The sequence below is a fragment of the Maritimibacter alexandrii genome, assembly GCF_005871115.1.
In the GTDB taxonomy this organism is placed as follows: domain Bacteria; phylum Pseudomonadota; class Alphaproteobacteria; order Rhodobacterales; family Rhodobacteraceae; genus Maritimibacter; species Maritimibacter alkaliphilus.
Window position 1 is genome coordinate 397,955 of the sequence record NZ_SWKQ01000009.1, and the last position, 26,228, is coordinate 424,182.

General features: G+C 66.0%; 17 protein-coding genes. 2 read left to right on the top strand and 15 right to left on the bottom strand.

Annotated elements, in window-relative coordinates; translation table 11 throughout:
- Window positions 1–83 precede the first annotated feature (83 nt).
- The 5 genes from FCT00_RS02795 to FCT00_RS02815 all read right to left on the bottom strand — a co-directional run bounded on the left by FCT00_RS02795 (window position 84) and on the right by FCT00_RS02815 (window position 6,763).
- The gene (locus tag FCT00_RS02795; RefSeq protein WP_138421755.1) at window positions 84–1,055 is read right to left on the bottom strand and encodes an amidohydrolase family protein; all 972 of its coding nucleotides are present in this window, start codon (window positions 1,053–1,055) and stop codon (window positions 84–86) included.
- Complete coding sequence (locus FCT00_RS02800) at window positions 1,052–2,701, bottom strand: FAD-dependent monooxygenase (RefSeq protein WP_138421756.1); 1,650 nt, start codon at window positions 2,699–2,701, stop codon at window positions 1,052–1,054. The genes FCT00_RS02795 and FCT00_RS02800 overlap by 4 nt, the downstream gene beginning before the upstream one ends.
- Window positions 2,698–3,744: an amidohydrolase family protein gene (locus FCT00_RS02805; protein WP_008334170.1), complete on the bottom strand. Its 1,047-nt coding sequence runs from the start codon at window positions 3,742–3,744 to the stop codon at window positions 2,698–2,700. The genes FCT00_RS02800 and FCT00_RS02805 overlap by 4 nt, the downstream gene beginning before the upstream one ends.
- The gene (locus FCT00_RS02810) at window positions 3,731–5,647 is read right to left on the bottom strand and encodes a TRAP transporter permease (RefSeq protein ID WP_138421757.1); all 1,917 of its coding nucleotides are present in this window, start codon (window positions 5,645–5,647) and stop codon (window positions 3,731–3,733) included. Before FCT00_RS02810 ends, FCT00_RS02805 begins: the two co-directional genes overlap by 14 nt.
- A 108-nt stretch (window positions 5,648–5,755) precedes the next feature.
- The gene (locus FCT00_RS02815) at window positions 5,756–6,763 is read right to left on the bottom strand and encodes a TAXI family TRAP transporter solute-binding subunit (RefSeq protein ID WP_138421758.1); all 1,008 of its coding nucleotides are present in this window, start codon (window positions 6,761–6,763) and stop codon (window positions 5,756–5,758) included.
- Window positions 6,764–6,890: 127 nt separating this feature from the next.
- Between FCT00_RS02815 and FCT00_RS02820 the strand changes: the two genes are divergently transcribed.
- Complete coding sequence (locus tag FCT00_RS02820) at window positions 6,891–7,790, top strand: LysR family transcriptional regulator (RefSeq protein ID WP_235888928.1); 900 nt, start codon at window positions 6,891–6,893, stop codon at window positions 7,788–7,790.
- Between the two features lie 95 nt (window positions 7,791–7,885).
- Here FCT00_RS02820 and FCT00_RS02825 read toward each other — a convergent pair whose 3' ends face one another.
- From FCT00_RS02825 to FCT00_RS02835, 3 genes are all read right to left on the bottom strand, one after another.
- Entirely contained in the window at window positions 7,886–8,227 is a 342-nt protein-coding gene (locus FCT00_RS02825; RefSeq protein WP_138421760.1) for an ArsR/SmtB family transcription factor, read from the bottom strand.
- Between the two features lie 4 nt (window positions 8,228–8,231).
- A complete protein-coding gene (locus tag FCT00_RS02830; RefSeq protein WP_138421761.1) occupies window positions 8,232–9,197 on the bottom strand; it encodes an MDR family oxidoreductase in 966 nt (321 codons plus the stop codon).
- 78 nt (window positions 9,198–9,275) lie between these two features.
- Complete coding sequence (locus tag FCT00_RS02835) at window positions 9,276–14,096, bottom strand: Ig-like domain-containing protein (protein ID WP_138421762.1); 4,821 nt, start codon at window positions 14,094–14,096, stop codon at window positions 9,276–9,278.
- A gap of 237 nt (window positions 14,097–14,333) precedes the next feature.
- Between FCT00_RS02835 and FCT00_RS02840 the strand changes: the two genes are divergently transcribed.
- Window positions 14,334–16,526, top strand: coding sequence for a CHASE2 domain-containing protein (locus tag FCT00_RS02840; RefSeq protein ID WP_171042864.1), 2,193 nt, complete (start codon window positions 14,334–14,336; stop codon window positions 16,524–16,526).
- Between the two features lie 12 nt (window positions 16,527–16,538).
- On the opposite strand, the gene FCT00_RS02845 is transcribed toward FCT00_RS02840, so the two are convergent.
- The 7 genes from FCT00_RS02845 to FCT00_RS02875 all read right to left on the bottom strand — a co-directional run bounded on the left by FCT00_RS02845 (window position 16,539) and on the right by FCT00_RS02875 (window position 26,174).
- Window positions 16,539–17,846 (bottom strand): HlyD family type I secretion periplasmic adaptor subunit, encoded by a 1,308-nt coding sequence (locus FCT00_RS02845; protein ID WP_138421764.1) that lies wholly within the window; start codon window positions 17,844–17,846, stop codon window positions 16,539–16,541.
- Window positions 17,846–19,984, bottom strand: coding sequence for a type I secretion system permease/ATPase (locus FCT00_RS02850; RefSeq protein WP_138421765.1), 2,139 nt, complete (start codon window positions 19,982–19,984; stop codon window positions 17,846–17,848). The genes FCT00_RS02845 and FCT00_RS02850 overlap by 1 nt, the downstream gene beginning before the upstream one ends.
- Window positions 19,981–21,363 (bottom strand): TolC family protein, encoded by a 1,383-nt coding sequence (locus tag FCT00_RS02855; protein ID WP_138421766.1) that lies wholly within the window; start codon window positions 21,361–21,363, stop codon window positions 19,981–19,983. The genes FCT00_RS02850 and FCT00_RS02855 overlap by 4 nt, the downstream gene beginning before the upstream one ends.
- 136 nt (window positions 21,364–21,499) lie before the next feature.
- Window positions 21,500–21,880, bottom strand: coding sequence for a DUF3307 domain-containing protein (locus FCT00_RS02860; RefSeq protein WP_008334156.1), 381 nt, complete (start codon window positions 21,878–21,880; stop codon window positions 21,500–21,502).
- Window positions 21,877–24,030, bottom strand: a complete 2,154-nt coding sequence (locus FCT00_RS02865; protein ID WP_171042865.1) for a cyclic nucleotide-binding domain-containing protein — start codon at window positions 24,028–24,030, stop codon at window positions 21,877–21,879. Before FCT00_RS02865 ends, FCT00_RS02860 begins: the two co-directional genes overlap by 4 nt.
- A 13-nt stretch (window positions 24,031–24,043) precedes the next feature.
- Complete coding sequence (locus tag FCT00_RS02870; protein WP_008334154.1) at window positions 24,044–24,760, bottom strand: Crp/Fnr family transcriptional regulator; 717 nt, start codon at window positions 24,758–24,760, stop codon at window positions 24,044–24,046.
- A 322-nt stretch (window positions 24,761–25,082) separates the two neighbouring features.
- Window positions 25,083–26,174, bottom strand: coding sequence for a Zn-dependent alcohol dehydrogenase (locus tag FCT00_RS02875; protein WP_138421768.1), 1,092 nt, complete (start codon window positions 26,172–26,174; stop codon window positions 25,083–25,085).
- Window positions 26,175–26,228 lie beyond the last annotated feature (54 nt).

A 26,228-nucleotide genomic window follows, 5' to 3' on the forward strand; every position in this document is an offset into this window, starting at 1 on the left:
CCGAGGCCTAACCCTCGTTTCGTGATCGACCGCCCATTATTGCCTTGCCCCGCTTCACGAAAACGGCTTGCCTTCCCAAACCGTCAGTCCAGCAGACCGAACAGACTCGCTGCCGCGCCTTCGTGCGCCGCCGCACTCGCCCGGAGCAGGTCGAGCCGCCCCTTCATGTCCCCAATGTTGTGGGGGTAATCGGACCCGAACAGGATCCGATCCGCACCCACCGTCTCGATGCACAAGCCGAGGGCGCCTTTGGTGTAAACCACACTGTCGAGGTAGATCCGGTCAAGGAAGTGCGAGGGTCGATGGTTCGTGCCGGCCGCGCAGGCCGGGATGCGTTCGTGGCAGATGTCCAGCCGCCCGATCAGGAACGGCAGCGTGCCGCCCCCGTGGGCCAGAATCATGTGCAGGTTCGGATAGCGATCGAAAAACCCGTCATAGAGCATCCGGCTGATTGCGAGCGTGGTATCGAAGACGAAGCCGACCGGGGGCGAGAGGTTGTAGTCGCCAAGGCCCAGCGCCTCGCCACCCGGCGGCACGGACGGATGCAGGAAGACCGGCAGGCCCGCCGCGTCGATCGCGGCCCAGATCGGCGCGAAGGCGCGATCCGTGAGCGGCGTGCCGTCAACGGTCGCGACCGCGATGACGCCCGAGGCCCCGAGCGCGACCGCGCGCAAGAGTTCCTCGACCGCAGCGGTCGGATCGGTCCACGGGAGCGAGGCGAACCACCGCAGTCGATCGGGATGGGCAGTGCGCGCCTCGGCGAAGGCATCGTTCATCAGCCGGGCCGCGCGCCTGCCCAGATCGGCATCCGGGAAGATCGCATTGGGCGAGGTCAGCGAGATGACCGCGACATCGACCCCGGCGGCTTCCATGTCGCGAATGCGTTGATCGAAATCCCACATCGGCGGCAAGAGCGTGAAGAACGGCACCCCGCACTTGTCGATCACCTCGCCCCCGCCGGGAAGCGTGCGGAACGTATAGTCCGGCCCGCCCTCGCGGCGCAGCAGATCGAGGTAGTCTTCGGTAAGCATGTGCGTGTGGACGTCGACGATCATGCCGCCACCTCGGCCATCTTGGCGCCCCGCAGCAGTGCGACAAGGGCCGCCGGGTCAGGCGGGAGTGCGTTCCCGCGCCATGCGATGTGGTTGTCCGGGCGGGCCAGCACCAGCGCCTCGGCATAGGGCGCGGGGGCATCCGGCAGGTCGATCAACGTGATCGGCAAACCGGCGGCCCGCGCCGCGTCCAGAAGCGCATCCACGTCGACGGACGTGTCGGTGCGCACCAAGGCGAAGCGGTCGCCCTGAACGTCGTAGAGCCACCGCTCCGCATCCACCTGCACGTTCGGCAGGCGGGCGCCCGGAACGGTCGAAGCCGTGAAACTGCCCATCGTGTAGGGCGGCGGCGTGCCGTCCTTCGCGATCAGCGGAGAGGCGTCGTAATAATAGCCGAAGTTCAGGCCCGCACAGCAATACTGCTGAACGTTGAGGTCATAGAGCGCCCGCCCCGCCGTCTCGCGCGCAGCCGCGCCTTCGGGCGTATCGTCGTCGATCTCGGGCGGCACGGCCTTGCGCTTGCGGGCCATCTCATGCGCATGGTTCATCGCGAAATAGGACACCTGCTCGGTAATCGGCAGTCGCTCGGCCTCGTGCGCGTCCAGCGACCGTGGGTCGGCCCACCCGGCAAAGACGCCGCCAATGTGCATGGCCAGATTGTGCGCATCCGCGATCCCGGCGTTCATGCCGTAGCCCGCGTATGGCACCCACAGATGCGCCGCGTCGCCACAGATGAAGACATTGCCCTCGCGCAGCTTGTCAGACACCAGTCGGCGCCCGAACCAGTCTTCGCGCGCGAGCATGTCGAATTCGAAATCGTCATCGACCCCAAGGATCTGCCGGATCGCCCAGTCGCGGTCGATGCTGTCGAAATCAGCCTCGTCATCCCTCAGGTAATTGTGGACGAGCCATGTTTCGCGCCCGTCGATGGAATAGACGACGCCGGTGCGCACGGGGTTGAAGGCGAACATCCCCCATGTCGGCGGCACCTCCATCAGGTCGATCAGACCGGGCGCACGGATGTAGGTCGATTGCACGCGCTGAACGACAGCGTCACCGCGAAGCTTGGCACCGATCGCGCCGCGGACCATCGACCGCCCGCCGTCGCATCCGACCAGATACCGGCCTTGGGCGCTGAGGGCCTCGCCGCCCGCCCCCCGTATCTCGACCCTGACACCGCCCGCGGATTGGGTGAAATCCGTCACCTCCGCCTCATTCAGCACCGTGATCCCCGACCGCGCCTGCGCCGCCTCGAACAGAACGGGTTCGAGATAGATCTGGTTGATGCGATGCGGAGGTTCCGGTGTCGGCCAGTCGGTATCCGGTCCAGGATCGCCGCGCTCCCGCCCCGCACGCGACGGGATGGGAACGCAGGCGATCTCGCGCCCCGTGAGTGTGGTGCGATAGCTGACACTGTGCGGATAATCGTCCGGCAGGCCGGTCGCGCGAATATCGTCGGCGATGCCGAGGCCCCTGAAGATCTCCATCGAGCGCGCCGAGACGTGATTGCACTTGACGCTCGGCGGTTCACCGGCGCGGCGCTTTTCGACGATGAGGGTCGAGACACTGTGCCGGTCAAGCTCCATCGCCAGCGTCAGCCCGACAGGGCCGGCACCGACGATCACGACATCTGCGGACAGGGCGGTCATGAGATGCCGAAGACCTTGCGGGCGTTATCCTCGTAGAACGCCTTCAGCGTCTCGGGCGGCACCGGCATTGCGTCGAAGAACGCGGTTTCCTCGACCACGTACTGCCACGGATAATCCATCGCATACATCATGCGGTCGGCACCGATGACGTCTTGCACGTACATGACCGGCTTGGGGTCTCCGACGCCGGAGGAGGTGTAGTAGAAGTTCTCACGCAGGTATTCGGACATCTTGCGCTTGAGCGGCCCGACGCCCGGATACCGGTTCGAATGCGACAGACGGGTGTGCATGAAGTCGAGCCGGTAGAGCCAGAACGGCAAAGCCTCGCCGGTATGGCCGAGCACGATCTGAAGCTTCGGGAACCGGTCGAACAGCCCGGACACGATCAGCCGCAACGCGTGCAGCCCCGTCTCGCAGGCGAAACCGTAGACCGCCGCGTCGAGACCGCGCGACAGGAACGGCTCCAACATCTGCGGCGACGGCGTGTTCGGGTGCAGGTAGATCGGCACGCCGAGGCTTTCGGCCGCTTCGAACACGTCCCAGTATTTTTCGTCGTCCATATAGGTGCCGAGCGTGTGCGAGTTCAGGATGCCGCCCCTTAGGCCCAGCTTGGTCACGCCGCGCTCGAGCTCTTTCGCGCCGCCTTCCGGGTCGAGCGGCGAAAACGCGGCCAGACCCACGTAGCGATCCGGGTTCTTCGCGATCCCTTCGGCGAGTTCGTCGTTGGCGCGAATGGCCAGGCTCGTCGCGGTCGCGGCGTCGAAGATCTGGACGCCGGGCGAAGACAGCGACAGAACCGCGATGTCGATGCCCGCGCGGTCCATGTCCGCAAGCCGTTCCTCCCCCAGATCGACGATCCGGCGGTTGTGATCCTTTGCGATCGGATTGTCGCCTGCGAAGAAACCCCAAAGTGCCTGAAAGCCGGGTTCGTTGATCGCCTTGTCGCGGATCTCGGCGCGGTAGAGTTCGAGAATCTCCTGCGGCAGCCACGCCTCTTCGGTGGCGATCCGTTTGTAGGGCGGGTTCGGGTTATGCTCGGGCATCGGATTCTCCGTTCTTCGGGGTTTTGGTGGAAAGCTCTGGAAGGGCCGCAGCGCGCCGTGCCTGCCAGCCGAAAAGGACCACGAGGGCGATACTGCCCACCGCCGCGACCACGGCGACCGGATGGGCGGGATCGAAGACCGCCGTCGCGCAGAACAGGACGAGCCCTGCGAGCGCCGCCGCGATCCGGCCCAGCCCGCCGCCGAAGGCGTGCTTTCGGGCCAGTATGTCGGCCAGAATGTATCCTCCGGCATAGACGGTCGCGCAGGAGACCGCGATCTCGAGCCATGTTCCGTCCATGATAAGCGCGGGATTGAAGGCAAAGACGAACGGCAGCAGATAGGCCACGAAGGCAAGCCGCACCCCGGTCACGCCGGTTTGCCACATATCGCTTTTGGCGATGGAGGCGGCGGCATAGCTCGCGATGGCCACCGGCGGCGTCAGCATCGACAGCAGGCCGAAGTAGAGGATGAAAAGGTGCGCGGCGGTGATGTCGATCCCCTGACGCACCAACGCAGGGGCCAGCAGCACCGCGACCACCACGTAGACGCCCGAGGTCGGCATTCCGACGCCCAGAACAATGGCGATCACGGCGGTGGTGAGGAGCAGCGGCAGCACCCCGCCCAGTTCGGCGATCTTGCCGAGGGCGAGCGTCAGCGCAAAGCCGAGCCCGGTCACGTTGATCGTCCCGATGATGATACCGGCGATGGCGCAGACCAGCAGGATCGGGATCAGCGTTTCGCCGGCCCTGACGAGGATGCCGGGGAGTTCGCGAAGCCCCGACACAAGCCGCATTCCCGTCGCGAGATACAGCACGAGCGCCGCGCCGGAGGCATATAGCGCCGACTTGCCTGGCGCATAGCCCAGCCAGAACAGGAAATACATCAACACGCCCAACGGAACGATCAGCGGCGTGCTCCCTTTGAGCGCCGCGCCGAGGCGCGGCAGCGACTCGCGCGGCTCGCCGACCAGCCCGTTCGCGGCGGCGTAGCTGTCCACCTGCCGATAGAGCAGGATATAGTAGAACGCCGCAGGCAGAAGCGCCGCGATCACGACGTCGGTGTAGGAAATCTGCAAAAACTCGGCGATGATGAAGGCCGTCGCGCCCATGACCGGCGGCGCGATCTGCCCGCCGTTGGAGGCCACCGCCTCGATCGCCCCGGCATGGCGCGCAGGCCAGCCGCTTTTCTTCATCATCGGGATCGTGACGACCCCGGTTGACATGACGTTCGCGACGGTCGAGCCCGAGAGGGTGCCGAACAGCGACGAGGCGAGGATCGCGACTTTGGCCGGGCCACCCCGCCGATGGCCCATCGTGGCCATCGCAAGGTCGGTCATGGCCGCCGAGCCACCCACGGCCGTCAGCACCGCGCCGAAAATGATGAACCCGAGGATCTGCGTGGCGCCGACACCGAGGACCAGCCCCGGCACGCCGTTCGAATCGTTGTAGACGTAAAGAAGGTAGCGGGGCGGCGACAGATAGGCCGCTTCGAAGATGCCGGGCGCGAAGTGACCGATAAAGCCGTACAGCATGAAGCCGACGCCCAGTGCGCTCAGAACCAGCCCGCAATGACGGCGGGTCGCTTCGAACAGGCCGAGAATGCCCACCACCGCAGGCACCCATTTCTCAGGCCCCCGGTTCACCGGATCGAGCAGCCAGTCCTGATAATTCAGGGCCAGCCACCACCAGCCTGCAAGCGAGAGCAGGCCGAACCCCACATCCACGACCATCGGCACCGGGGGCTGGCGCTTGAGCACCAATCCGGCGAGCACGGTCAGGCCCAAAATCACCGCGAGGTATTGCTCGGTGATGTAGACCTGCCCCAGCAGGCCCGGCAGGTTGAAGGTCCACGCGATGCCGAGCAAAGGCAGGCTCGCGGCAAGGACAGCGGCAACGGCGCGCATTTCTGGTGCTCCGGGATTGGGCGTGCGCCGGGACACCGGCACACCGATCAACGCCCCTTGGGCGACGAGACGTGGCGGCCGGGCCGGACCCGGCCGCCGGTTGCGCGGTTACTGCGCGAAGCTCGCTTCGCGGGCTTCGTTCGCGTCCGTCCACAACCCCTTCTCTTGGAAGAAGGCGATGGCGGCCGGGTGATACGGCACCGTGTTGCTTGCGTTGCCCATCGCGTCCTGCGCACCGCCACGCAGCGGCGGATAATCCTCGCGCAGTTGCGGGAAGGCATCGTAGAGCGCGGTGAGGATGGCGGTCGCCTCATCATCAGAAAGCGCCGCGCTGGTCGTCAGGAAGATGTCGTAGGCCGACACCACGACCGGCTCGGTGATCTCGGGCATGGCCGGGTTCGGACCGACCTCGAGCGGGTAGACGCCCGGCAGAGTCTCATCGAAAAAGGCCTCCGTCGCGGTCTCTCCCGTCAGGCTGAGATAGCGGATGCCACCGGGGATCGCCGCGTTGGCCTGCTGCGTCAGTGGGATACCGATGGCCGCGGCGGTCGCATCGACCGAGCCTTCGACGAGCGCGTCGAGCCCGGCTTTCAGACCGGACACCTCGACCGGTTCGACATCGTCGCGCGTCAGGCCCGCGGCCTGAATCGTCGCGAGGTTCACGGCGGTCACACCCGTCAGCGCGGTCATGTCGATCACCGTGCGTTTGCCCGCAAGGTCGCTGACCTCGGTCATCCCATCGTTGGCACGGGTGATGAAGGCCTGCCGGAGCGGCCAGAGACGGGCCAGCACGCGCAGGTCCGTCAGCGCCTCGCCCGAGGTTTCGCCGGAATACCAGCCGCCGGCGTCAATGGCGGAGTTCAACCCGACCGTCACTTCGCCCGCCGAGATAAGCGGCAGATAGACCGACGAGCCGGTGAACGGCTGCACCGTCACCTGCCGCCCCATCGCATCCTGAAGCGCGGCCGCGATCCCGCTGCCGATCGTGTAGTAGAGCGAGCCCTGCGGGTTGGTCCCGATGGTGACGCGCCCCTGTGCGGCCGCATCATCCGCTGCAAAGCCCATTGAAGCGACAAGTGCCACCGAGGCGGCAAGTCCTTTGATCTTCGAAATCATGTGTTCCTCCCTGCACGCCGTCGTCTTTTCTTCGGTGCGACCGACGTGTGATGACAGGCTAAACCGGGATACTTGATAAGATAATCGAATTTTTCTAATTTATTCATGAGCCAAATTTATGTATCCGATGTCCGTCTCACGCCTCACCCTGAAACAGCTTCGCGCGATCCAGCAGGTCTATCGCACCGGCCAGATTTCGGCCGCGGCAGAGGCGCTCAATATCACGCAATCGGCCACCAGCGTTCTGATCCGGCAGGCCGAGACGGTCCTCGGCGCCACGTTGTTCGAGCGTACGACGCGCTCGTTGGCCCCGTCGGCGGCGGGCGAAAGCGTAATCGGGCTGGTCGAACGCATCCTCGGCGACCTGTCGACGCTGGAAGAAACCATTCGCGGACTGCGCGACCTCGAACGCGGTCGCATCCGGTTGACCGCGACCCCCGCGACCGGGCTAACGCTTCTGCCCGAGACGGTGCGGCGGTTCCGGGCCGCCTATCCCGCCGTCAGCCTGATCCTCGACGACTGCGCGCCCGACCAATTCTATTCCAACATTATCGAGCAACGGGCCGATTTCGGGATCGGGACCGAGCCCGAGGACAAGTCCGCGCTCGACTGGCAAAGTCTCCATTCCGATCCGCTGTGCATCATCTGCGCCGTCGACCACCCTTTCGCCGAACGGGATTGCGTCGGGTGGCGCGAATTGAAGGACGAACCGCTCATCCTGTCGCGCCGCGACTACGGCGTGCGGGGCATGGTCGAAACGACCTTGGCGAAACTCAACATTCGGGCGCGCGTGGTCGCCGAGGTGGGCTTTCTGGGCAGCGCGGCCTGGATGTCGGCCTGCGGCATCGGCTTCGCCATCCTGCCCGGCCGGCTCGCCCGCGCGCAACCCGCCCCCGGCATTCGCAGCGTCCCGCTGGTCGACCCGGTCGTGGCCCGCGACGCCGGCCTCGTGAAGCGCCGCCGCCATACGCTATCGCATAGTGCAGAGCGGTTCATCGAGATGCTTGCAGAAGACCTTCAGGAGTAGGGTGTTGCCGAGGGGCCGGGACGGTGGTTACCACCGCTCCAGCCGATCTGCACCGCCAGGACTGGCAGGGCACCGCTTTTGGGTGGACCCCACCCTCACCCGGCGCGTTCGCCTGCCACCCCGGCTGGCGAATGCCGCGCGTCGGACGCTTGGCGCGGCTGGTCGAGTGAGGCCGCGAAATCCGTTAGCTGGTCCTTGAGCACGTCCCGACGCAGGCGGTAGTTGAACCACCGTCCGTCCCGCCGCACGTCGATCAGCCCGGCTTGCGAGAGGATTTTGACGTGGTAGGAAATCGTCGATTTCGCGATCGGCAATTCCGCTTCCAGTGTCGTGCAGGCGAGGTCGTCGACCGCCGCCATCATCTCGACCATCCTGAGGCGCAGGGGATGCCCAAGCGCCTCGAAGAGGTCCAGCGTGCGGTTGTCCGGGGCCGTCATCGCGTCACCACGACAGGACGACCCGGCCCCGGACTTTCTGGTCGAGCAGGTCTTGCGCCAAGCCGTCGACCGCGTCGAATTTCTCGCGCACCAGCATCGGGTCGAAGCTTTTCACCACCTCCGGCGTGAACCGGCCCCAGGCCCGCGCGCGCTTTTCGGGCGGCGCATAGACGGAATCGACGCCGAGCAGCGCGACCGCCCGCAGGATGAAGGGTGCGACCGAAGTGGGCAGGTTCATCGACTGGGCCAGCCCGCAGGCCGCGACCGCACCGCCATACTGCATGCCCGAAATGACATTGGCGAGGATTTCGCCACCCGCCACGTCGATGGCCGAGGCCCACTGTTCTTTCCCCAGCGGACGGGGCTTTTCCTCGAATGGCGCGCGGTCGACCACTTCCGAGGCGCCGAGGCCCATCAGGTAGTCCTTTTCCGAGGACCGGCCCGAAACCGCCTTCACGTCGAACCCGGCGGTTGCGGCAAGGGCGACGGCATAGCCGCCCACGCCACCCGACGCGCCGGTGATGACCATCGGCCCGCTGTCCGGGCGCACGCCATGATCCTCGAGCGCGTCGAGGCAAAGCGCGGCCGTGAGGCCCGCGGTCCCGATGGCGGCGGCATGTTCGTTCGACATCGACGACGGGATCGCGATCAGCCAGTCGGCGGGCACCGCCAGCTTTTCGGCATAGCCGCCCCAGCGCGTTTCGCCCATGCCATGTCCGGTGATGACCACGTCCGTGCCCGGCGCCATGCGGCCCGAGGGATCGTGCTCGACCACGCCAGCCACGTCGATGCCCGGCACCATCGGAAAGCTTCGGAAAATGGGCGAGGTGCCGGTCAGCGCCAGCCCGTCCTTGTAGTTGATCGCGGAATGCGTGACGCGGATCAGCGCCTCGCCGTCGCCCGGCACGACCTCGTCGATCTCGGCCCAGCCGCCGCGCGTTTCCTTGTCGTTCTGAACCCATGCACGCATGATGCACCTCCCGTCGTCAGTTCGAAAATTTTCGAATTGACGCTAGGCGCGCGCGGCCTGGCCGTCAAGCGAAGCGGATCAGGCAGGCAACGGAATGTTCACGGTCACGTCGTCGTCGATGCCCAGCGTCGCCATCACCACGCCGCCTTCGACGAACTGATAGATGTCGAGCGTGTTGCCCTGCCCGTCGGCCACGCCGCTCTGAACCGCCTGCCAGGCGCCCGGCCCATCAGGCAGAAGCGTGATGACATCGCCCGTCTCGCCGAGGATCGTGGCACTCTCGCCAAGTGCCGCGTTCAACAGAAGCTCGAGGTCGGTATCCGCCGTCGAGGACAGGTTGATAACGTCCGTCACGTCGAGGAACAGCGTATCGGCAAGCCCGTTCGACAGGCTTATGGCCTCGATATCGGACCCCGAAAGCGTCTCGATCAGGTCCGAGGCAGCCCCGGTCGCGAGTTCCAGAAGATCGCGCCCCGCGCCGCCGTCGAACACGTCGGTCCCGCCGAAACCGATAAGGATGTCGTCCCCGGCGCCACCGGACAGCACGTCATCCTCGTCGCTGCCCAGCAGGAGGTCGGACTTGTCGGTGCCCGTGGGGGTCTGCGCCGCGTCCTTCTTCGCGATCCGTTCGAACGAATTGATCGTCACCTGATCGTCCGTGGTTCCGAGGTCACCGTCCAGATCGAACGTCGCGAATGCGGAGAACAGGTTCTCTTCTCCCAGAAGCTCTCCGATCCCGGCGATCTCGGCCAGCGGCAAGTCGAAATTCAGGCCGTCGGACGTAAGGGCCGGGCTCGTCTCGTCGGCAATGCCCAGATGCTCCACACCGTCCGCCACCAGCGAAATCGACAGCCCGACGAGTTGTGCGGCGAACAGGGGGGACTGTTGTATCGCGGCGAGCAGAGCACCCGGCTCCGAAACCGCCGTCGGTTCATCGTCGCTGTCGACCCGCGCAAGCTGGGTCGTGTTGTATCCAGATCCTATACCGAAAGCCTGAATGTCGACGTCATAGGGCGCGTTCTCGATGTTCTGAAGCGACGTTTCCCACGGCGAGTTCGAGGTGGGCTGCCCATCGGTGACGAAGTAGAGAATGTTCGTAGCATTCGCCGCGTCCGATTCCGATGCGTCGAAAAAGCCTTTCGCCGCATCGAGCGCGTCGTCCCATTGTGTGCCGCCCCCCGTAAAGCCGAGCGTCGTGATTGCGTCGATGAGTGAGACCTTGTCTTCCACGAGGTCGAAGGTCTGGTTGTAACTGACGTCCGAGGCATAGCGGATGAACTGGACGTTCACGGTCGTCTCGGACCCGGCGAACTGGTCGGACAAAGCCGACAGCGCATTTCCGACGGCCGCACGCATCTGGTTCCAACCCGTCGACCCGACCGACCCCGACGCATCCAGCGCGAAGGACAGGTTGATCGTGTTGGACTGAACCTCGCTCACGCCGATCCTGAGGTTCCCGGCCGGGGCATCGCCCACAGGCTCTTCCGACAGGGCGAGCGAGACGGACTGCCCGCCCGACACCGGAAAATTCTCCTGCGCGACTTCAAGCGTTACGGTGGCAAGGTCGCTCCCCCCATTGCCGTCCGAGACCTGCATGACGAAGTTGTCGAACCCGGTGTAGCCCTCGTCCGGCGTATAGATGTAGCCCCCATCCCCATCCAGCTCGACCGTGCCGTGGTCCGGCGCTTCGGCCAGCGTGTAGGTCAGCGTATCGCCCTCGGTATCGGTCGCCACGACCGCGCCCGCGGTGGCGGTATCGACATCGACCTCGAGCACGCTGTCCTGCGCCTTGGGCGCATCGTTCACCGCGTCGACCGTGACGGTGACTTCGGCCGTATCCGTGTTCCCGTTCCCGTCGCTGACCGTGTAGGTGAAGGTATCGTTTCCGTTGTAATCGGGATCCGGCGTATAGGTCAGGCCGCCTTCCAGATCGGGTACGACCGCACCGTGCGCCCCTTGGGAATAGGACGAAATGAACACCTCGTCACCGTCCGGATCGGTGCCCGCGAACGACGGATAGACGGTGACGCCCACATCCTCATCCGTGCTGACGGCGGCGTCGACGGCCTCCGGTCCGTCTTCCACCGGCGTCACGGTGACGCTGACCGTCTGCGTGTCCGTCCCGCCCTGCCCGTCGCTCACCGTGTAGGTGAAACTGTCGGTGCCGTTGAAGTCCGCGTCGGGAGTGTAGACCAGACCGCCCTCTTCGTCCGTGTCCACGCTGCCGTGCGTGCCTTGCGTGAAACCGCTAATCGAAACCGGGGCGCCGTCCACGTCGGTCCCGGCAAACGCCGGATAGACCACGCCCGAGCCGTCCTCCGCCACCGTCAGGCTTTCCGGCGTCGCGACGGGGTCGTCGTTCACGGCTGTCACCGTGACGGTCACCGTCTGCGTATCCGTCCCGCCCTGCCCGTCGCTCACCGTGTAGGTGAAGCTGTCGCTTCCGTTGAAATCCGCGTCAGGAGTGTAGACCAGACCGCCCTCTTCGTCCGTGTCCACGCTGCCGTGAGAACCTTGCGAATAGCCGCTGATCGCCACCGGGTCGCCGTCCACGTCGGTCCCGTCGAAGGCGGGATAGACCGCGCCTGAACCGTCCTCGGCCACCGTCAGGCTCTCGGGCGACGCGACGGGGTCATCGTTGACGGGAGTCACCGTGACGCTGACCGTCTGCGTATCCGTCCCGCCCTGCCCGTCGTTCACCGTGTAGGTGAAGCTGTCGGTGCCGTTGAACTCCGCGTCGGGAGTGTAGACCAGTCCGCCCTCTTCGTCCGTGTCCACGCTGCCGTGAGAACCTTGCGAATAGCCGCTGATCGACACCGGGTCGCCGTCCACGTCTGTCCCGGCAAACGCCGGATAAACCGCGCCCGAGCCATCCTCGGCCACCGTCAGGCTCTCGGGCGTCGCGACCGGGTCGTCGTTGACGGGTGTCACCGTCACGCTGACCGTCGCTATGTCCGTCGCGCCCGTGCCGTCGCTGACCGTGTAGGTGAAGCTGTCGGTGCCGTGGGCGTTTTCGGCTGGGGTATAAAGAAACCCGCCTTCGCCATCGTCCACGACCGTGCCGAATGAGCCTTGGGTGAACGCGATGATCGAAACCGGGTCGCCGTCGGCATCTGCCGTCGCGAACGCGGGTAGGATCTGAACCGGCGTATCCTCAGCCGTTTCGCTTGCCTGATCTTCGGCAACGGGCGCGTCGCCGACGGGCGTGACCGTGACGGTGAGCGTCGCCGTATCCGTGTTCCCGTGCCCGTCCGACACGGTGTATTCGATGGTTTCCGATCCGTTGAAATCGGCGGGCGGATCGAAGCTGATGTCGCCGTCTTCCCCCGGCGTCCACGGGCCTTCGACGTCCAGCACGGACCAGTCGATGACACTCAGCGTGTCGCCGTCGGCATCACTGTCGTTGGCGAGCACGTTGACGGTCACCGGACCGGCGTCCTCCGCGAGGGTCAGTGCGTCGTCCGCCGCGACGGGCGCATCCTGCGCCGAGGTCACGGTGAAGGTCACGGTGCCGCTGTCGGTGCCGCCGTTCCCGTCCGACACCGTGTAGGTGAAGCTGTCGGTCCCGTTGAAGTCCGGCTCCGGCGTGTAGCTGTAGCTGCCGTCCTGACCGATCGTGAGCGTCCCGTGCTTGGGCCGCGTATTGATGATGACCGACAGGTCGTCGTCGTCCGTATCGCTGTCGTTCGACAACACGTTGCCGGTCACCGGGCCGTCCTCGACCGTCGATCTGGCATCGTTCCGGGCTTCGGGGGCCGTATTCTGCGGTGCCTCGTCGCCCCCCGTCTGGGTCGTGGGCGGCGGCGGGCTGGGCGCGCCGCCCGTGGTGCCGCCGGAGGTGCCGGGCGGCGGCGGCGGTGGCGTGTTGTCCGGGTCGCTCTGGTTGCCTTGCGTCCCGGTGTCGTCGCCGATGTCGGGGCCGTTCGACCCGGAGCCGGCGTTCGAGACGAGTTCGACGAAGGTGCCGCCGGCATCGACCCGCTCGAAGGCGAGCGCATAGGCGCGGGCGGCGTCGAGGAGGAGCGTCTGGTCGTCGGCCAGGTCTTCCGCCGTGCGCACGACCTCGCGCGTTTCGCCTTCGACGGGCGACACGATCCACTTGGTGTCGGTCGAGTCGATGGTCGCGATCAGGTTGCCATCCAGATCACGCAGTTCGAACGCGCCCTGACCACCATCCGGGTCGGTGTTGAGCGACACTTCGACGGTCGAGATACCGTCCAGCGTGGTGATCTCGACCAGCACGGTCGTGCCCCGGATGCCCATGGTGGCGGTCGGCGTCGTGACGTCCATGCCGCCCGTCTTGGCCACCTCGCCCGCGATGAAGACGAACCCGCCCTCGATCAGCGAAAAGGCCCCGCTGTTCCCATCCTGTGACTCGGCATCGTAGACGAGCGAGTCGATGACCATGCGGCTGTCGGCGGCGAGGGTGAAGATCGTCCCGTCGGCGAAGGTGACCGACAGTTTTCCGCCCTCGGTGATGAGCACGTCGTTCTGGTAGATCTTGGAACCCACGTCCAGTTGCACGCGCGTTCCGTCGGCGCGCTCGGCGAAGGCCACGCCGTCCAGCGCCTCGACCTGACCGATGGGATCGGTGCTGGCGGCGCCTCCGACCTGCGCATACTGACCGGGCATGATCGGACCCGCGAGCCGCGCAGCCAGGTCGCCGCGCAGGACCGCGCCGTTCCCGGCCACGAGATCGGGGGGCGTCTCTTGCAGGAAATAATCGACGAGCCGGAGGTCGGGTTGGCCGGGCGAGGTAAGGACGAGGTCATAGCCCTCGCGGCTGAAATCGGCGGTAAAGATCGGGCGGTCATCGACGACGACCGGGTCGGCACTCGTCACGTGTTGAACAGCCGATGGCGCGGCCCCGGAGCCGGTCGAGAAGTCGAGCTGGCGCATAATGTCCCGTGCCTAAGAAATGTAGCTTCACAAAATTGCCATCTTTTCTTACCCGATTCGAAAGAAAATTGCATCTTGGGTGTCGAATGGTTTCGCGGATGCGCCTTGCGCGCGTCATCGGCGGGGCATTGTTTCGATTGAGGATTGACCCACGGCCCCCGCGCCCGTTTGCTTGGCGGGACAACAGGCAGGGGCGGTATGGGCGCAGGGAGTATCTGGTCACGGTTCGCAAACGGGGTGCGCCGGTTCACGTCGTCAAGGGCCCTTGGCCTCGGCCTCGTGTGCCTGCTTCTGGCGCTGCGGATCGCGGACCCATCCCCGGTTCAGGCCCTCAGGTTCGGGGCATTCGACCTGTTTCAGCAGATGAAACCGCGTGAGTTTACGCGCCAGCCGGTCGCCATCGTGGATCTGGACGACGCCAGCATCGAAGCCTTGGGGCAGTGGCCGTGGCCACGGGATCGTCTTGCCGACCTCGTCGATGCGATCACGGCGGATGGGGCGGCGGCAATCGCCTTCGACGTCATCTTTTCCGAACCCGATCGCCTGTCGCCCGCCCGACTTGCCGAACGACCCGGTCTGCCGGACGCCTTGCGCGACGAACTGGTCGATCTGCCGGACAACGATCAGCTCTTCGCCGAAGCCATCGCCCGATCCCGCGTCGTGGCGGGCCAGACCAGTGTGCGCCTTGCCGGCGACCGTGGCGATGCCTCCCCGATCCGCGAGGTGCCCCACGCGATCCTCGGCGACGACCCGACACCGTTCCTCCAGAAATACCCCCGTCTCTTGCAGAACCTGCCGGTGATCGAAGACGCGGCGCTGGGGCATGGGGTGTTTTCCACGCGTCCGGACCCCGACGGCATCTATCGGCGCGCCCCGCTCGTCCTGATGGTTCAGGACAGCCTACGGCTCGGTCTGGCGCCCGAACTCCTGCGTGCCGCGACCGGGGGCGACGCCTTTGCCGTGCGCACGAATGCCGCCGGCATCGAGGGCGTGGTGGTCGCCCGGCAGTTGGTGCCGACGGCGGCGGACGGTTCGGTCTGGCCCTATCTCACACCGTCGAACGATGCGCGCTACGTCTCGGCCGCCGATGTGCTGACCGGACGGATGCCGCAGGGGCGGCTCGCCGGGCACCTCGTTTTTGTCGGCACCTCCGCCATCGGGCTGGAAGACTTCCGCCCGACCCCGCTGGGCGTTTCGATGGCGGGTGTGGAGGTTCACGCTCAGATCCTCGAAAACATCCTCGCCGGGACGATGTTGGAGCGGCCGAATACCACCATCGCGGTGGAGCTGGTCATCACCGCGCTTCTCGGGCTGGTGATCGTGACCCTCGTGCCCGCGTTCCGGGCGAGCTTCGTCATGATCCTCGCCGTCGTCGTCATGGCCGGATATGCGGGCGCGTCGTGGTACGCCTTCGACGCGCGGCGCCTGCTGCTCGACCCGACCTTCCCGATCATCACCGCGGTCCTGACGCTGATCCTGATGGCCAGCCTGAACTATCTGCGCGAGGAACGGATGCGGCGGCAGATCAGGTCGGCCTTCGGTCAGTATGTGTCGCCCGATCTTGTCGACCAGTTGTCCGAAAACCCCGACGCCCTGACGCTGGGCGGCGAGCGCAAGGAGTTGACGCTGCTCTTTTCCGACGTGCGCGGCTTCACCACCATCGCGGAAAGCTACCGCACCGACCCGGTGGGACTAACCCACCTGATGAACCGCTTCCTCACCGCCCTGTCCAACGCGATCCTCGACGAAAAGGGCACCATCGACAAATTCATGGGCGACGCCGTCATGGCGTTCTGGAACGCCCCGCTCGACATCCCCGACCACCCGCACGCCGCCTGTCGCGCTGCGCTGGCGATGTATGACCGGGTGCAGGAAATCAACCGCGAGCGGATCGCGGAAGAGGGCGAAGACGTGCTGCTGATCGACGTGGGCATCGGCATGTCGACCGGACCCTGCACCGTGGGCAACATGGGAAGCGACACGCGCTTCGACTACACCGCGCTCGGCGACACGGTGAACCTCGCCTCCCGGCTCGAAGGGCTGTCCAAGACCTATGGACTGGGGATCATCATCTCCGAAAGCGTTCACGACGGGGTGGGCCCCGATTTCGCGATGCTCGAAATCGACATGGTGCGGGTCAAGGGCAAGACCATGCCGGTGACGATCTTCGGATTGCTGGGCGGAGCTGACCTGTTGTCCCATCCCGATTGGCCACGCGTGGCGAAGGCGAACCACCGGATGCGCGTCGCCTATGCGACGCAGGATTGGGAGGCCTGCGACGCGGCGCTGACCGCGCTGGCCGATGCGGGACAATCGGCTGGGCTGGCTCTGGACGGGTATGTCGAATTGTATCGCGGGCGCGTGGCGGCGTTTCGCGGCACGCCCCCACCCGACGACTGGGACGGGGTCTTCACCGCCACCTCGAAATAGCGGCCCCGCCCGTTACCGCTCGCGCAGCGCCTCGTCCCGAACGCGCAGGAACGGGTTCAACAGGTAATCCAGCACCGTCTTGCGTCCGGTCTGGATATCCACCTGAGCCACCATGCCGGGGCTGATCTGGTTTCCGCCAAGATCCGTGCTGTCGGTGCGCACGGCGACCTGAAAGAACGCGTTGCCGTCCTCGTCGGTCAGGGTGTCCGCGCCGATCCGTTCGACGGTGCCCGACAGCGAACCGTAGATCACGTAGTCGAAGGCGGTGATCTTGACCGAGGCCGGGTCGCCGGGCCGAAGGAAAGCCACGTCCTGCGGACTGATGCGCGCTTCGATCAGCAGGTGGTCGTCGACCGGCACGATCTCGACCAGCGGATCACCGGGGCCGACGACCGCACCGATGGTGGTGACGTTGAGCGTGTTCACGACTCCGCGCACGGGGGCGCGCAGCGTGGTGCGCGTCACGCGGTCTTCGGCGGCCCGCAGGGTTTCGCGCAGAACGGACAGTTCGCCCTGCACCCGCGCCAGCCGTTCGCGCGCGGTCAGAACATAGGCACGGCGCGCCGTTTCAAGCTGGGCTTCGGCCTCGGCAATGGCGGCGTCGAGCCGGGGCATCCGCGCGCGGCTCACGGCAAGGTCGCCCTCAAGCTCGGCAAGCCGGGTTTCCAGCCGCAACAATTCGATCTGCGTGACCGCGCCCGTTTCCACGTATTGCCGGGTCAGGCGCACTTCTTCGGCCAGCGGGGCGATCTGCCCCTCCAGCTTGGCGATCATCGCGCGCGCCTCTTCGATTTCGGCCCGCCTTTGGGTCAGCTGATCCTGAAGAACCTGCAATTCCGACGAAAGCTGCGACCGGCGGGAGGCGAACACCTCCTGCTCAGCCGCGACGGCCTCGGGCGCCCGCGCGGCGAGAGCTTCGGGAAAGGCGAGCGCCTCGCCCCCGTCGGCTTCGGTGCGGACCCGGATGAGTTCGGCCATCAACGTCGCTTCCTGTTCCAGAAGTTCGCCGCGCTGCGCCCCGGCGGCGGTGTCGTCGATCCGCAGGAGAGGCGTGTTCCGATCGACCGTCGCGCCCTCTTCGATCAGGATCTCGCGCACGATGCCACCCTCGAGGCTCTGGATCACTTGCACCTGTTGGCTCGGCACCACGCGACCGGCGCCGCGCGTGACCTCTTCAATCTCGAACACGGCGGCCCACCAGATGAACCCGGCGATCCCCGCGACCAGAACCGTCAACAAAAGCGCCCCGCGCCGCCCCTCGCCCTGTGGCCCCGCTCCGGCGGCATTCACGAAGTCCTCGTCGATGGTCGGACCGAACATCAGGTTGCCTCCCCCTGCCGGGTCAGCGCGGCCTGTTTGAGCGTGCCGAGCACCTGCTGGCTGGATCCGTCGAGCACCTTGCGGCCCTTGTCCATGACGATCATGCGGCCTGCAAGCGCGGCGAGGCCGGGGCGGTGGGTGCACAGGATCAGCGCGGCGCCATCTTCGCGCAGGCCCGACAGACGCTCGGTCACCTGCGTTTCCATGTCCCGGTCCATCGCGTTCGTCGGCTCGTCGAGGAACAGGATGCGCGGGCGGCGCAGGATGAGGCGCGCAAGCGACAGGCCCTGACGCTGCCCCCCCGACAGGTTGCCGCCCCGCTCACCGATAAAGGTGTTCAGGCCGTTGGGGAGTGTCGCGACGAAGCCGTCCATGCCGGACAGCGACAGGGCGCGCGCGATCTCGTCCGACGTAGCGCGCGGCGCGCCGATGGTGAGGTTTTCGGCCAGTGTTCCGGTGAACAACTCCGGCTCCTGCGGAAGGTAACCGACACCGCGGCGCAGTTCTGCCGGGTCGTATTGCGCGATGTTCTGACCGTCGATCAGGATCGTGCCCTGCTGGGCCGCCAGAAGCCCGCTCATCAATTTGCCGAGCGTGGATTTCCCCGATCCTACCCGCCCGACGAGCGCGACGATTTCCCCCGGCTCGATGTCGAGCGTCACGTCGTTGACGGCGGCCACGGTGCTGCCGGGATAGGTGAAGGTCAGGCCCTTCGTCTCGACCCGGCCCGTACCGACGACCAGCGGACTGGTGATCGTGTCTCGGCGCTCCGGCTTCACCGCCATGAGGTCGGCGAGCGAAGCCATCGCCCGCCGGGCATGCTGGGCGCGAAACACGGTCTGTGCGATCGCGCCCAAGGGGGCCAGCGCCCGGCCCGACAGGATATTGGCGGCGATCAGCGCACCGATGGAGATGCGCCCGTCCGCGATCAGGAACACGCCCCAGGTGATGATCCCGATGCTCACGCCTTGCTGGATGACCATGGTGCCGTTGGCCGCGAAGTTGGACCAGAACCGCGAACGTCCCGAGACGCGGGCCGAGGCGGCGGTGGCCGCATCCCATTCGCGCTGCATCACGGGTTCGGCGTTCAGGGATTTGACCGTCTCCAACCCCGCGAGCCCCTCGATCAGCACCTTCTGGCGGCGGTTCGCAGCGGCCTGCGCCTTGGCCACGGCGCTGCCCATCGGGATCTGTGCGGCGAAGGCGAGGACCAGCATGATCGGGATCGCGATCAGCGGGACGAACGCGAGCGGCCCGACGATCAGCCAGAGCACCGCGATGAAAATGCCGATGAACACGAGGTCGATGGCGGCGACGAGGCTTTGGGAGCCGAAGAACTCCCGCACCATTTCGAAGTCGCGCAGAAAGGTGGCGGTGCCCAGTGCGCCGCCGGGCATGTCGGCGGGCCTGAGACCAAGCGCATGGCGAAAGAGCGTGGCCGAGATGCCGACGTCCAGACGACGTCCGATCCGTTCGAGCACGGCCGCCCGCACCGACCGAAGCGCGAAGTCGAGCGCAACGGCAAGGCCGACGCCCAGCGCCAGCGTGGTCAGCGTGACGAAGGCGAGGTTCGGGATCACGCGGTCATAGACGTTCATCACGAATATCGGCATGGCGAGGCCCAGAAGATTGATCGCGAGCGCCGCAATCACGATCTGCACCCAAGCCCAGCGGTTGTCGCGCATCGGACGCCAGAACCAGTGGCCGTCCGGGGGGCCGGCAGCTTCGTCGCGCTGCGCATCGGGCGTGACCAGCATGGCCATGCGCCGGGCGCGGTGGCGCAATTCGCGGGGACTGACCTCGCTCTCCAGCCCGTCTTTCGCGGGTTCCACGATTGTCAGCCGGTTGCCCCGTGCGGCGGTGACGACGAAGGGCGTGCCCTCGAAGTCGAACAGGATCGCGGGGAGCGTCGCCGGGTCCAGCCGGTCCGGGCGGCGCGTGACCATACGGGCGCGTAGGCCCGCCGACGCTAGCGCGCGCGAAAGCACTTCCGGTCTGCACGTGTCTTCGCCCCCCGGCAGGCGTGCGCGGGCGGCGTCATCCGTCCAAGGGCGGTTGTGGTGATCGGCAAGCCATGCGGCGGTCCGGAGTCCGGCGTCGGACCCGTTCCCGGTTGTCGCCGCAGGTGACTGGTTCATTTCAGCGCCGGGATGTCCGTCGAAAAGACCGAGAACGGACCGGCCTCGACCGCGCGGCGTTCAAAACCCGGCGCCAGCGCCATGTTGGACGCACGCACGCCGAAATGGCTGGCCAGACGACTTTCGACGGCGAGCATCTGATACTGGTTGAAGGCGTACGAGGCTTCCGCGCTCACATCCTCGAAGCGGGCGTTGAACCACGCGGCCTCGGCGTCCAGCACTTCGATCAGGCTGCGGGTGCCGGCCTGAAACTGCGTGAAATACTGATCCGCCGTCCGGCGCGTCGCGGAAAGCTGGCGGTCGATCAGCACCGTGCGTTCGATGTTGGCGGAATAGGCGTTCCACGTGGTCGCGGCCAGTTCGCGCACGTCGAGCACCACGGCATCCCGCGCGGCCTGCGCCTGCACGGTGCGCATGATCGCGGCGGATCGCTGCGCCTTGCGCCCGCCCGAGAAGATCTCCCACTCCACACCGACGGCGGCATAGGCATCGACCGAGCGGCCCGGCACGCCGTTCTGATTGAGGCCCGCGTTCACCCCGGTGCGCGCGGCGACCTGCGGCAAGGTGCCGGACCGGACGATCTCTTCGTCGTAGCGGCTTTGCCGGATCGCGGTCTCGGCGGCCTTGACCTGAAAGCTCTGGGCCACGGCCTGACGCAGAAAGGCCTCTTTCGTCAGCGGCAGGTTGCGCACCCACTGCATCGACATCGGCCCCTCGGGCTTGTGGCCCACGACCGCCTCGTACCGATCCTCGGCATCGCGAAGGGCCTGTTGCACCTGCACGCCGACCAGACGCGCGGCGGCGATACGTTGATCGACCTCGAACCGTTCGGAGGCAGGCAACCGGCCCCCGTCGACGAGGTCCATGACCTGATTGCCGATGTCCTGATGCTTGACGAGGTTCTGGCGCGTGACGGCGGCGAGGTTGCGATGGCGCAGCACGTCGATATAGGCCTCGACCGCCGACAGGGCGAGCGTTTCCGACGCATCGAGCAGGCGGAAGATCGACTCGTCCACCCGCGCCGCGTCGCGATAGACCGCATTGGCCCGGCGGAACCCGTCGAAGATGACGTATTTCGCTTCGACATTCGCGCGTGCGCCGGCCGTGACGCGGTTGTTGTTGGCGGGCGCCAGACGCGCGGGGTCGTTGTAGTAATAGGCTCCCGCCTCGGCCGTCGCGGTCACCGTGGGCAGAAAATCGCGTTCGCGGGCCAACAGGTCGAGGGTCGTCGCCTGCACGTCCGCATTGCGCACGCGGGCCGTCGGGTTTTCGGTCACAGCGGCCTGAACGGCAGACTTCAGGCTTTCGGCTTGGACCGGGACGCCCAGCGCGAGCGATAGCCCGAGTGCTGCGGCCCACTGTCCGGCGTGGCGGATCATCCCTGTCTCCCCTCGCCGCACGGGCAGACTTCCATGCGGCAGAATCTCAAATTTGCAAATACTCGTGAAAGAATATGGATTTGCCCGTTGGGTGCAAACCTGCTTTCGACTCCCGGTCAGGCCCGCCCCGTCTGTGTCAGCCAAACCACAAGAGCGCGGCGACGACTCCGACGAGCGTCACCTGATGGCAGAACTGGTCTATTCCGTGAAACACCCAGTATTCACGCTTCTTCGGGTCCGGCTTGCGAACACGCGTGATCCGGTCCTTGGCGAAGTCGATGTGATAGTGGATCGCGAATTCCAGAAGGCCGAGGATCAGGATCGGCCACAGCGCGAAGCCGGTCACGACCAGCACGATCACGGTCAAAAGCGCATGAAGACCCGCATGCGCCAGCCCACCGGGATGGCCGTAGTTGCCCTTGTTCGCGATCATCCAGCCGTTCTGCCAGACATAGTCCGCCAGCAGATGCTTGAACTGCAAGAGCAGCAGGATGAGCAGAACGAAAGCCGGTGTCATGATGCCCTTTGCCCCAGTATCTTGTTCGTGCGGTCGAGTTTTTCCGCCAGCCCCGCCGCCATGGCCTTGTGCCAATGGGCCGCCAGTGTCGGAGCCGTGTCCTGCAACTGCCGCACCTTTTTCTCGCTCAGACGGTAAACGACCGAATCCGCGTCGGCAATGACATCGGCCGTGCGCGGGATGCCCGCATAGGCTGCGATCTCGCCCACGATGGCGCCGGGCCTTTGTTTCAGAACCCGGATACTGTGGCCGTCCGAGGTGCGGATCGACACTGAAAGCGCCCCGCTTTCCAACAGATAGACATCGCCCGACGTCTCGCCCTGCGTGACGATCCGCGTGCCTGCGGCAACCACCTCGCGCTCCATCTGGGCGAACAGGCGTTCCGCCGCCCCGGCGTCGCCCAGCAACGAGACGAGCGACGACAAAGCGTCATCCTGCGCATCGGCGGGCTTCATCCGGGCGATCAGCGCATCCTCGGCCGCCTCGAGCGCCATATCGGTGGTCTTGGCGAACGACAGGTTGCTCTCGGGGCCGATCACGCCGCTGCGCGTCACCTCGCGCACCGTGTCGGCGTTCAGTTCGGCCAGAACGACGTTCACGCCACGGCTCTGGGCAAGGATGTCCAGCTTTTCGAGCGCGGCCATGGAGGAGGCATCCATACGGCTGACCCGGCTGCAATCGAGGATGACGGTCGTCAGATCCGCCTGACTGTCCAGCAGGTCGCGGACACGAGAAATCAGCCGTTCGATGGAGCCGAAGAACAGGAACCCCTGCAAGGCGACGACCCCGACCTCGTGGCCGTGTTTCTTGAGATACTTCGCCTGTTTGCGCCCGCGATCCACGGTGGAGCGCGTCACGGTCAGGTCGGACACGGCGCGCACCACCGGAAGACGGGCATAGGAGATCACGAAGATCACCGACGCCGCGGTCAGGCCCAGAACGACGGCGGCGGGCATCCCGATCGTGACCGAGGCGAGGACGATCGCCCCGGCCAGCAGCCACTCGGCAAGCGAATGCTGGGCGCGCGTGCCCAGCCACCAACGGTTGAAGATCGACACGCCGAAAAAGACCAACAGCCCGGCGGTCAGGAAGGGCGGCACGAAGGCGAGGATCGGACGCGCGAACACCATGCCGAGGGCGAGAACCGCAATGGTCACGGCACCCGTCACACGCCCCTGCCCACCCAGAAGAAGCGCGGCGGTGGTGTTGGAGGAGCTGAGGAAATTCACCGTGCTTCCAAGCAGACCCGTCGCGATGTTGATCGCACCTTCGCGCTTGAGCTCGCGCACGGTGTTCATGTCGCGACGCAGGACCAGTTCGACCCCGGTGATGTTGAGCATCGCGGAAAACAGGCTGACGATGACGGCGGCGACGATGACGGGCGCGGCGTCGAAAATGAGATCGAAGCGCACCGCGCGGATCATGTCGGGGTGCAGGTCGAGCGGCACGCGGGACGGGTCGATGGCGGGCAACAGCCCGATGCCCCGCGCCTCGCCGATGCCGATGCCCAGCACGCTCAACGCGATGTAGAACCCCGCGAGCACCGTGAACAGCGCCCCCACCAGCCCGTAGTTCGGCCAGATACGGATCGCGAGGAAGAAGATCGCGGCGGTCACGAGCGTGAGCGCGACGAGCCATGCCTCGGCGGGCGAGATCGGCCCGGTCACGCCCGACATGCAAAGGTCGGGGGGGCAGACCATGCGCAGCGCCGACACGATCAGAATCGCCCCGGTCGCAGCCAGATAGCCGGATGAAACCGGGAACGGGATAAGCTGGACATACCGGCTCCACCCCATCGTCGCGATCACGAGCATGGCGATCCCGGCGAGAACGGCGGTCACCCCGAGAAGGGCGAACACCGTGACGATCCGCGCCTCGTCTGGCATGTCGAACGCGGCGACCATCACGACCGCAGGCAGCAGGATCGCGACGGTGGTATTCTGCACGTTCGAGAACGCGGGCCCGACGAAGTAGCGGTTGAGCAGAAGCGTTCCGGTCCCGACGATCCCGCTCAGAAGAAACAGGACGATGGACAGTGGCGCACCGGCCACCAGACTGCCGGTGAACACGAGGCTCGCCAGCGCGACGCAACGGCCCAGATTGTCGAAACCCATGACGACACCGGCGAGTGCGCGTCTTGGTAGCGGCACCCTGCCTTGAACGTCAGTCGACATGGTCCGGGGTTCTGGCCGGCGCAGACAGCTTGCGGTTCGCTTCGATCAGCTTTTCCTTGGTCGAGCGCGCCAGATGAACGGACAGGCTCGACGCGAAATCCGCATCGCTTTCGGCCAGAGACCGCAGCGTGGTGCCCGAGACGGTGAAGATGCGCGACGGCTCGGCGACCGTGACCGTGGCCGAGGCGGGCGCCGCTTCCATCACGTTCATCTCGCCCACGAAACCGCGCTTGATCTCGGCGATCTCGGCCCCGCCCGATTTCACCGCTGCCGACCCGTGCAGCATGAAGTGCAGATGCGTCACGCATTCGCCCTCGGCCGTCAGGATCGTGCCCGGCTCGGCATTCACCCAGACACCCCGATTGAGCAGGTTGCGCGCGGTCGGCTTCGACATCCGGGGCAGCCCGTAGGCGATGAGCGTCTGCTCTTCTTCGGAAAAGTTGAGCCGGGAGTTCTGAAGGTAGATACGCACGATGCCGAAGACCGAAATCGCCGCCCAGCCGATCTGAAGCGCAGCCGCCGGCCAGTTGAAGGCGTCCGCGAGACCGGCGAGGACCAGAAGGCTCGCGACCAGATTCAATGCCGGATAGACGTAGCCATTTCCGCGAATGGCCCCGAAGGCCAGCATGGCGTAGGCGCCGACGTAGAGCACGACACCCAGAAATCCTGCAAGCGCCAAAGGGGTGAGTGTGTCAAACGCGATCATCGCAAACGTGCCTAACGTGATTTTCGGGCGAACCAAAGTCTATTTGTCTCATCCCCCTGTTTTATCGTGCCTTTCCCGGTCGGCAAGATTCGTCTGGCCCTGAAAGTCGATTTCGCCCGCACCCTTATTATGCCCGCGACGCTCATCGCGGCCGCATCGGCGCGGTTTGCGGGCGGTGCGTCCCGCAGGCATTCATCGTGTTTTTCGCTCCCAGAGGGATGCGCCGTCGTATGACGGGGCCGCCTCGGGAAAGGTCGGGAAAAGCGCCCAATCTCGCTTGGCGAACCCTCACCCTGAAAGACGAGCAGCGCCGGAACAGACCTTACTTCAGCACGATCACATTGCGCTTGGCGCTGCCCGACTTGGTGCTCGCGATCGCCTCGTTGATCTGGTCGAGCGAAAAGCGGTTCGAGATCAGCTCGTCCAGTTTCAACCGCCCCTGCTCATACAGATCGACCATCCACGGGATGTCGCGGCGGATCACGGTGTCGCCCATCATCGTGCCCTGAATGCCCTGACTGGCGTTGCCCATGCCGAGCGGCGAATACTTCGCCTTCTCGGTCGCGTGCGGCAGCCCGACCATGATGACCTCGCCGCCCGGGGCGAGGTAGCGGGGCGCCACATCATAGACCGGCGCGACGCCCACGGTGACGAAGACCGCGTCCGCCCCACGTCCGCCCGTCAATTTCTTGACCGCAGACCACGGCTTTTCCTCTGTGCCGAGAACGCCATGTGTCGCGCCGAACTCCTTGGCCATGGCGAGCTTGTCTTCGGTCATGTCGACCGCGATGATCCGCGCCGCCCCTGCGATCCGGGCGCCCTGAATGGCGTTGAGGCCCACGCCGCCCGCGCCGATCACCACCACGTTCTGTCCGGGGCGCACCTTGGCCACGTTGACCACCGACCCCAGCCCGGTGATGACCCCGCAGGCCAGAAGGGCTGCGCTGTCCATCGGCACGCTGTCGGGGATCTTGGCGGCCTGCGATGCCAGAACGACGACCTTTTCCGCGAACGCCCCGGTTTCCAGCCCTTGATAGATCGGATCGCCCGAGGCCGTCTTGAGCGGCCCTTCGGTTAGCGAGTCATACGGCGTTTCGCAGGTCACAGGTCGCGCGGTCTGGCACGATGGGCAATGGCCGCAGGCGCGGATGAGCGTGACGACGACCGTGTCGCCCTCGGCCAAACCGCGCACGTTCGCCCCGACCCGTGTGACCTTCCCCGACGCTTCGTGGCCGTAGACAGCCGGAACCGGACCGCCGAACCCGCCTTCGGCAAAGGAAATGTCGGACTGGCAGATCGCGACCGCGTGAACCTCGACCTCGATCTCGTCGGCTTCGGGGGGACGGATGGTGATTTCCTCGATCACGAGCGGCTTGCCGTGTTCGTGGCAGACCGCGGCCTTGATGGTGTCCATGATGCCCTCCCGAAAATGAAACGCCGTTTCGCAAATGCTTTTGATCCGGTTCGC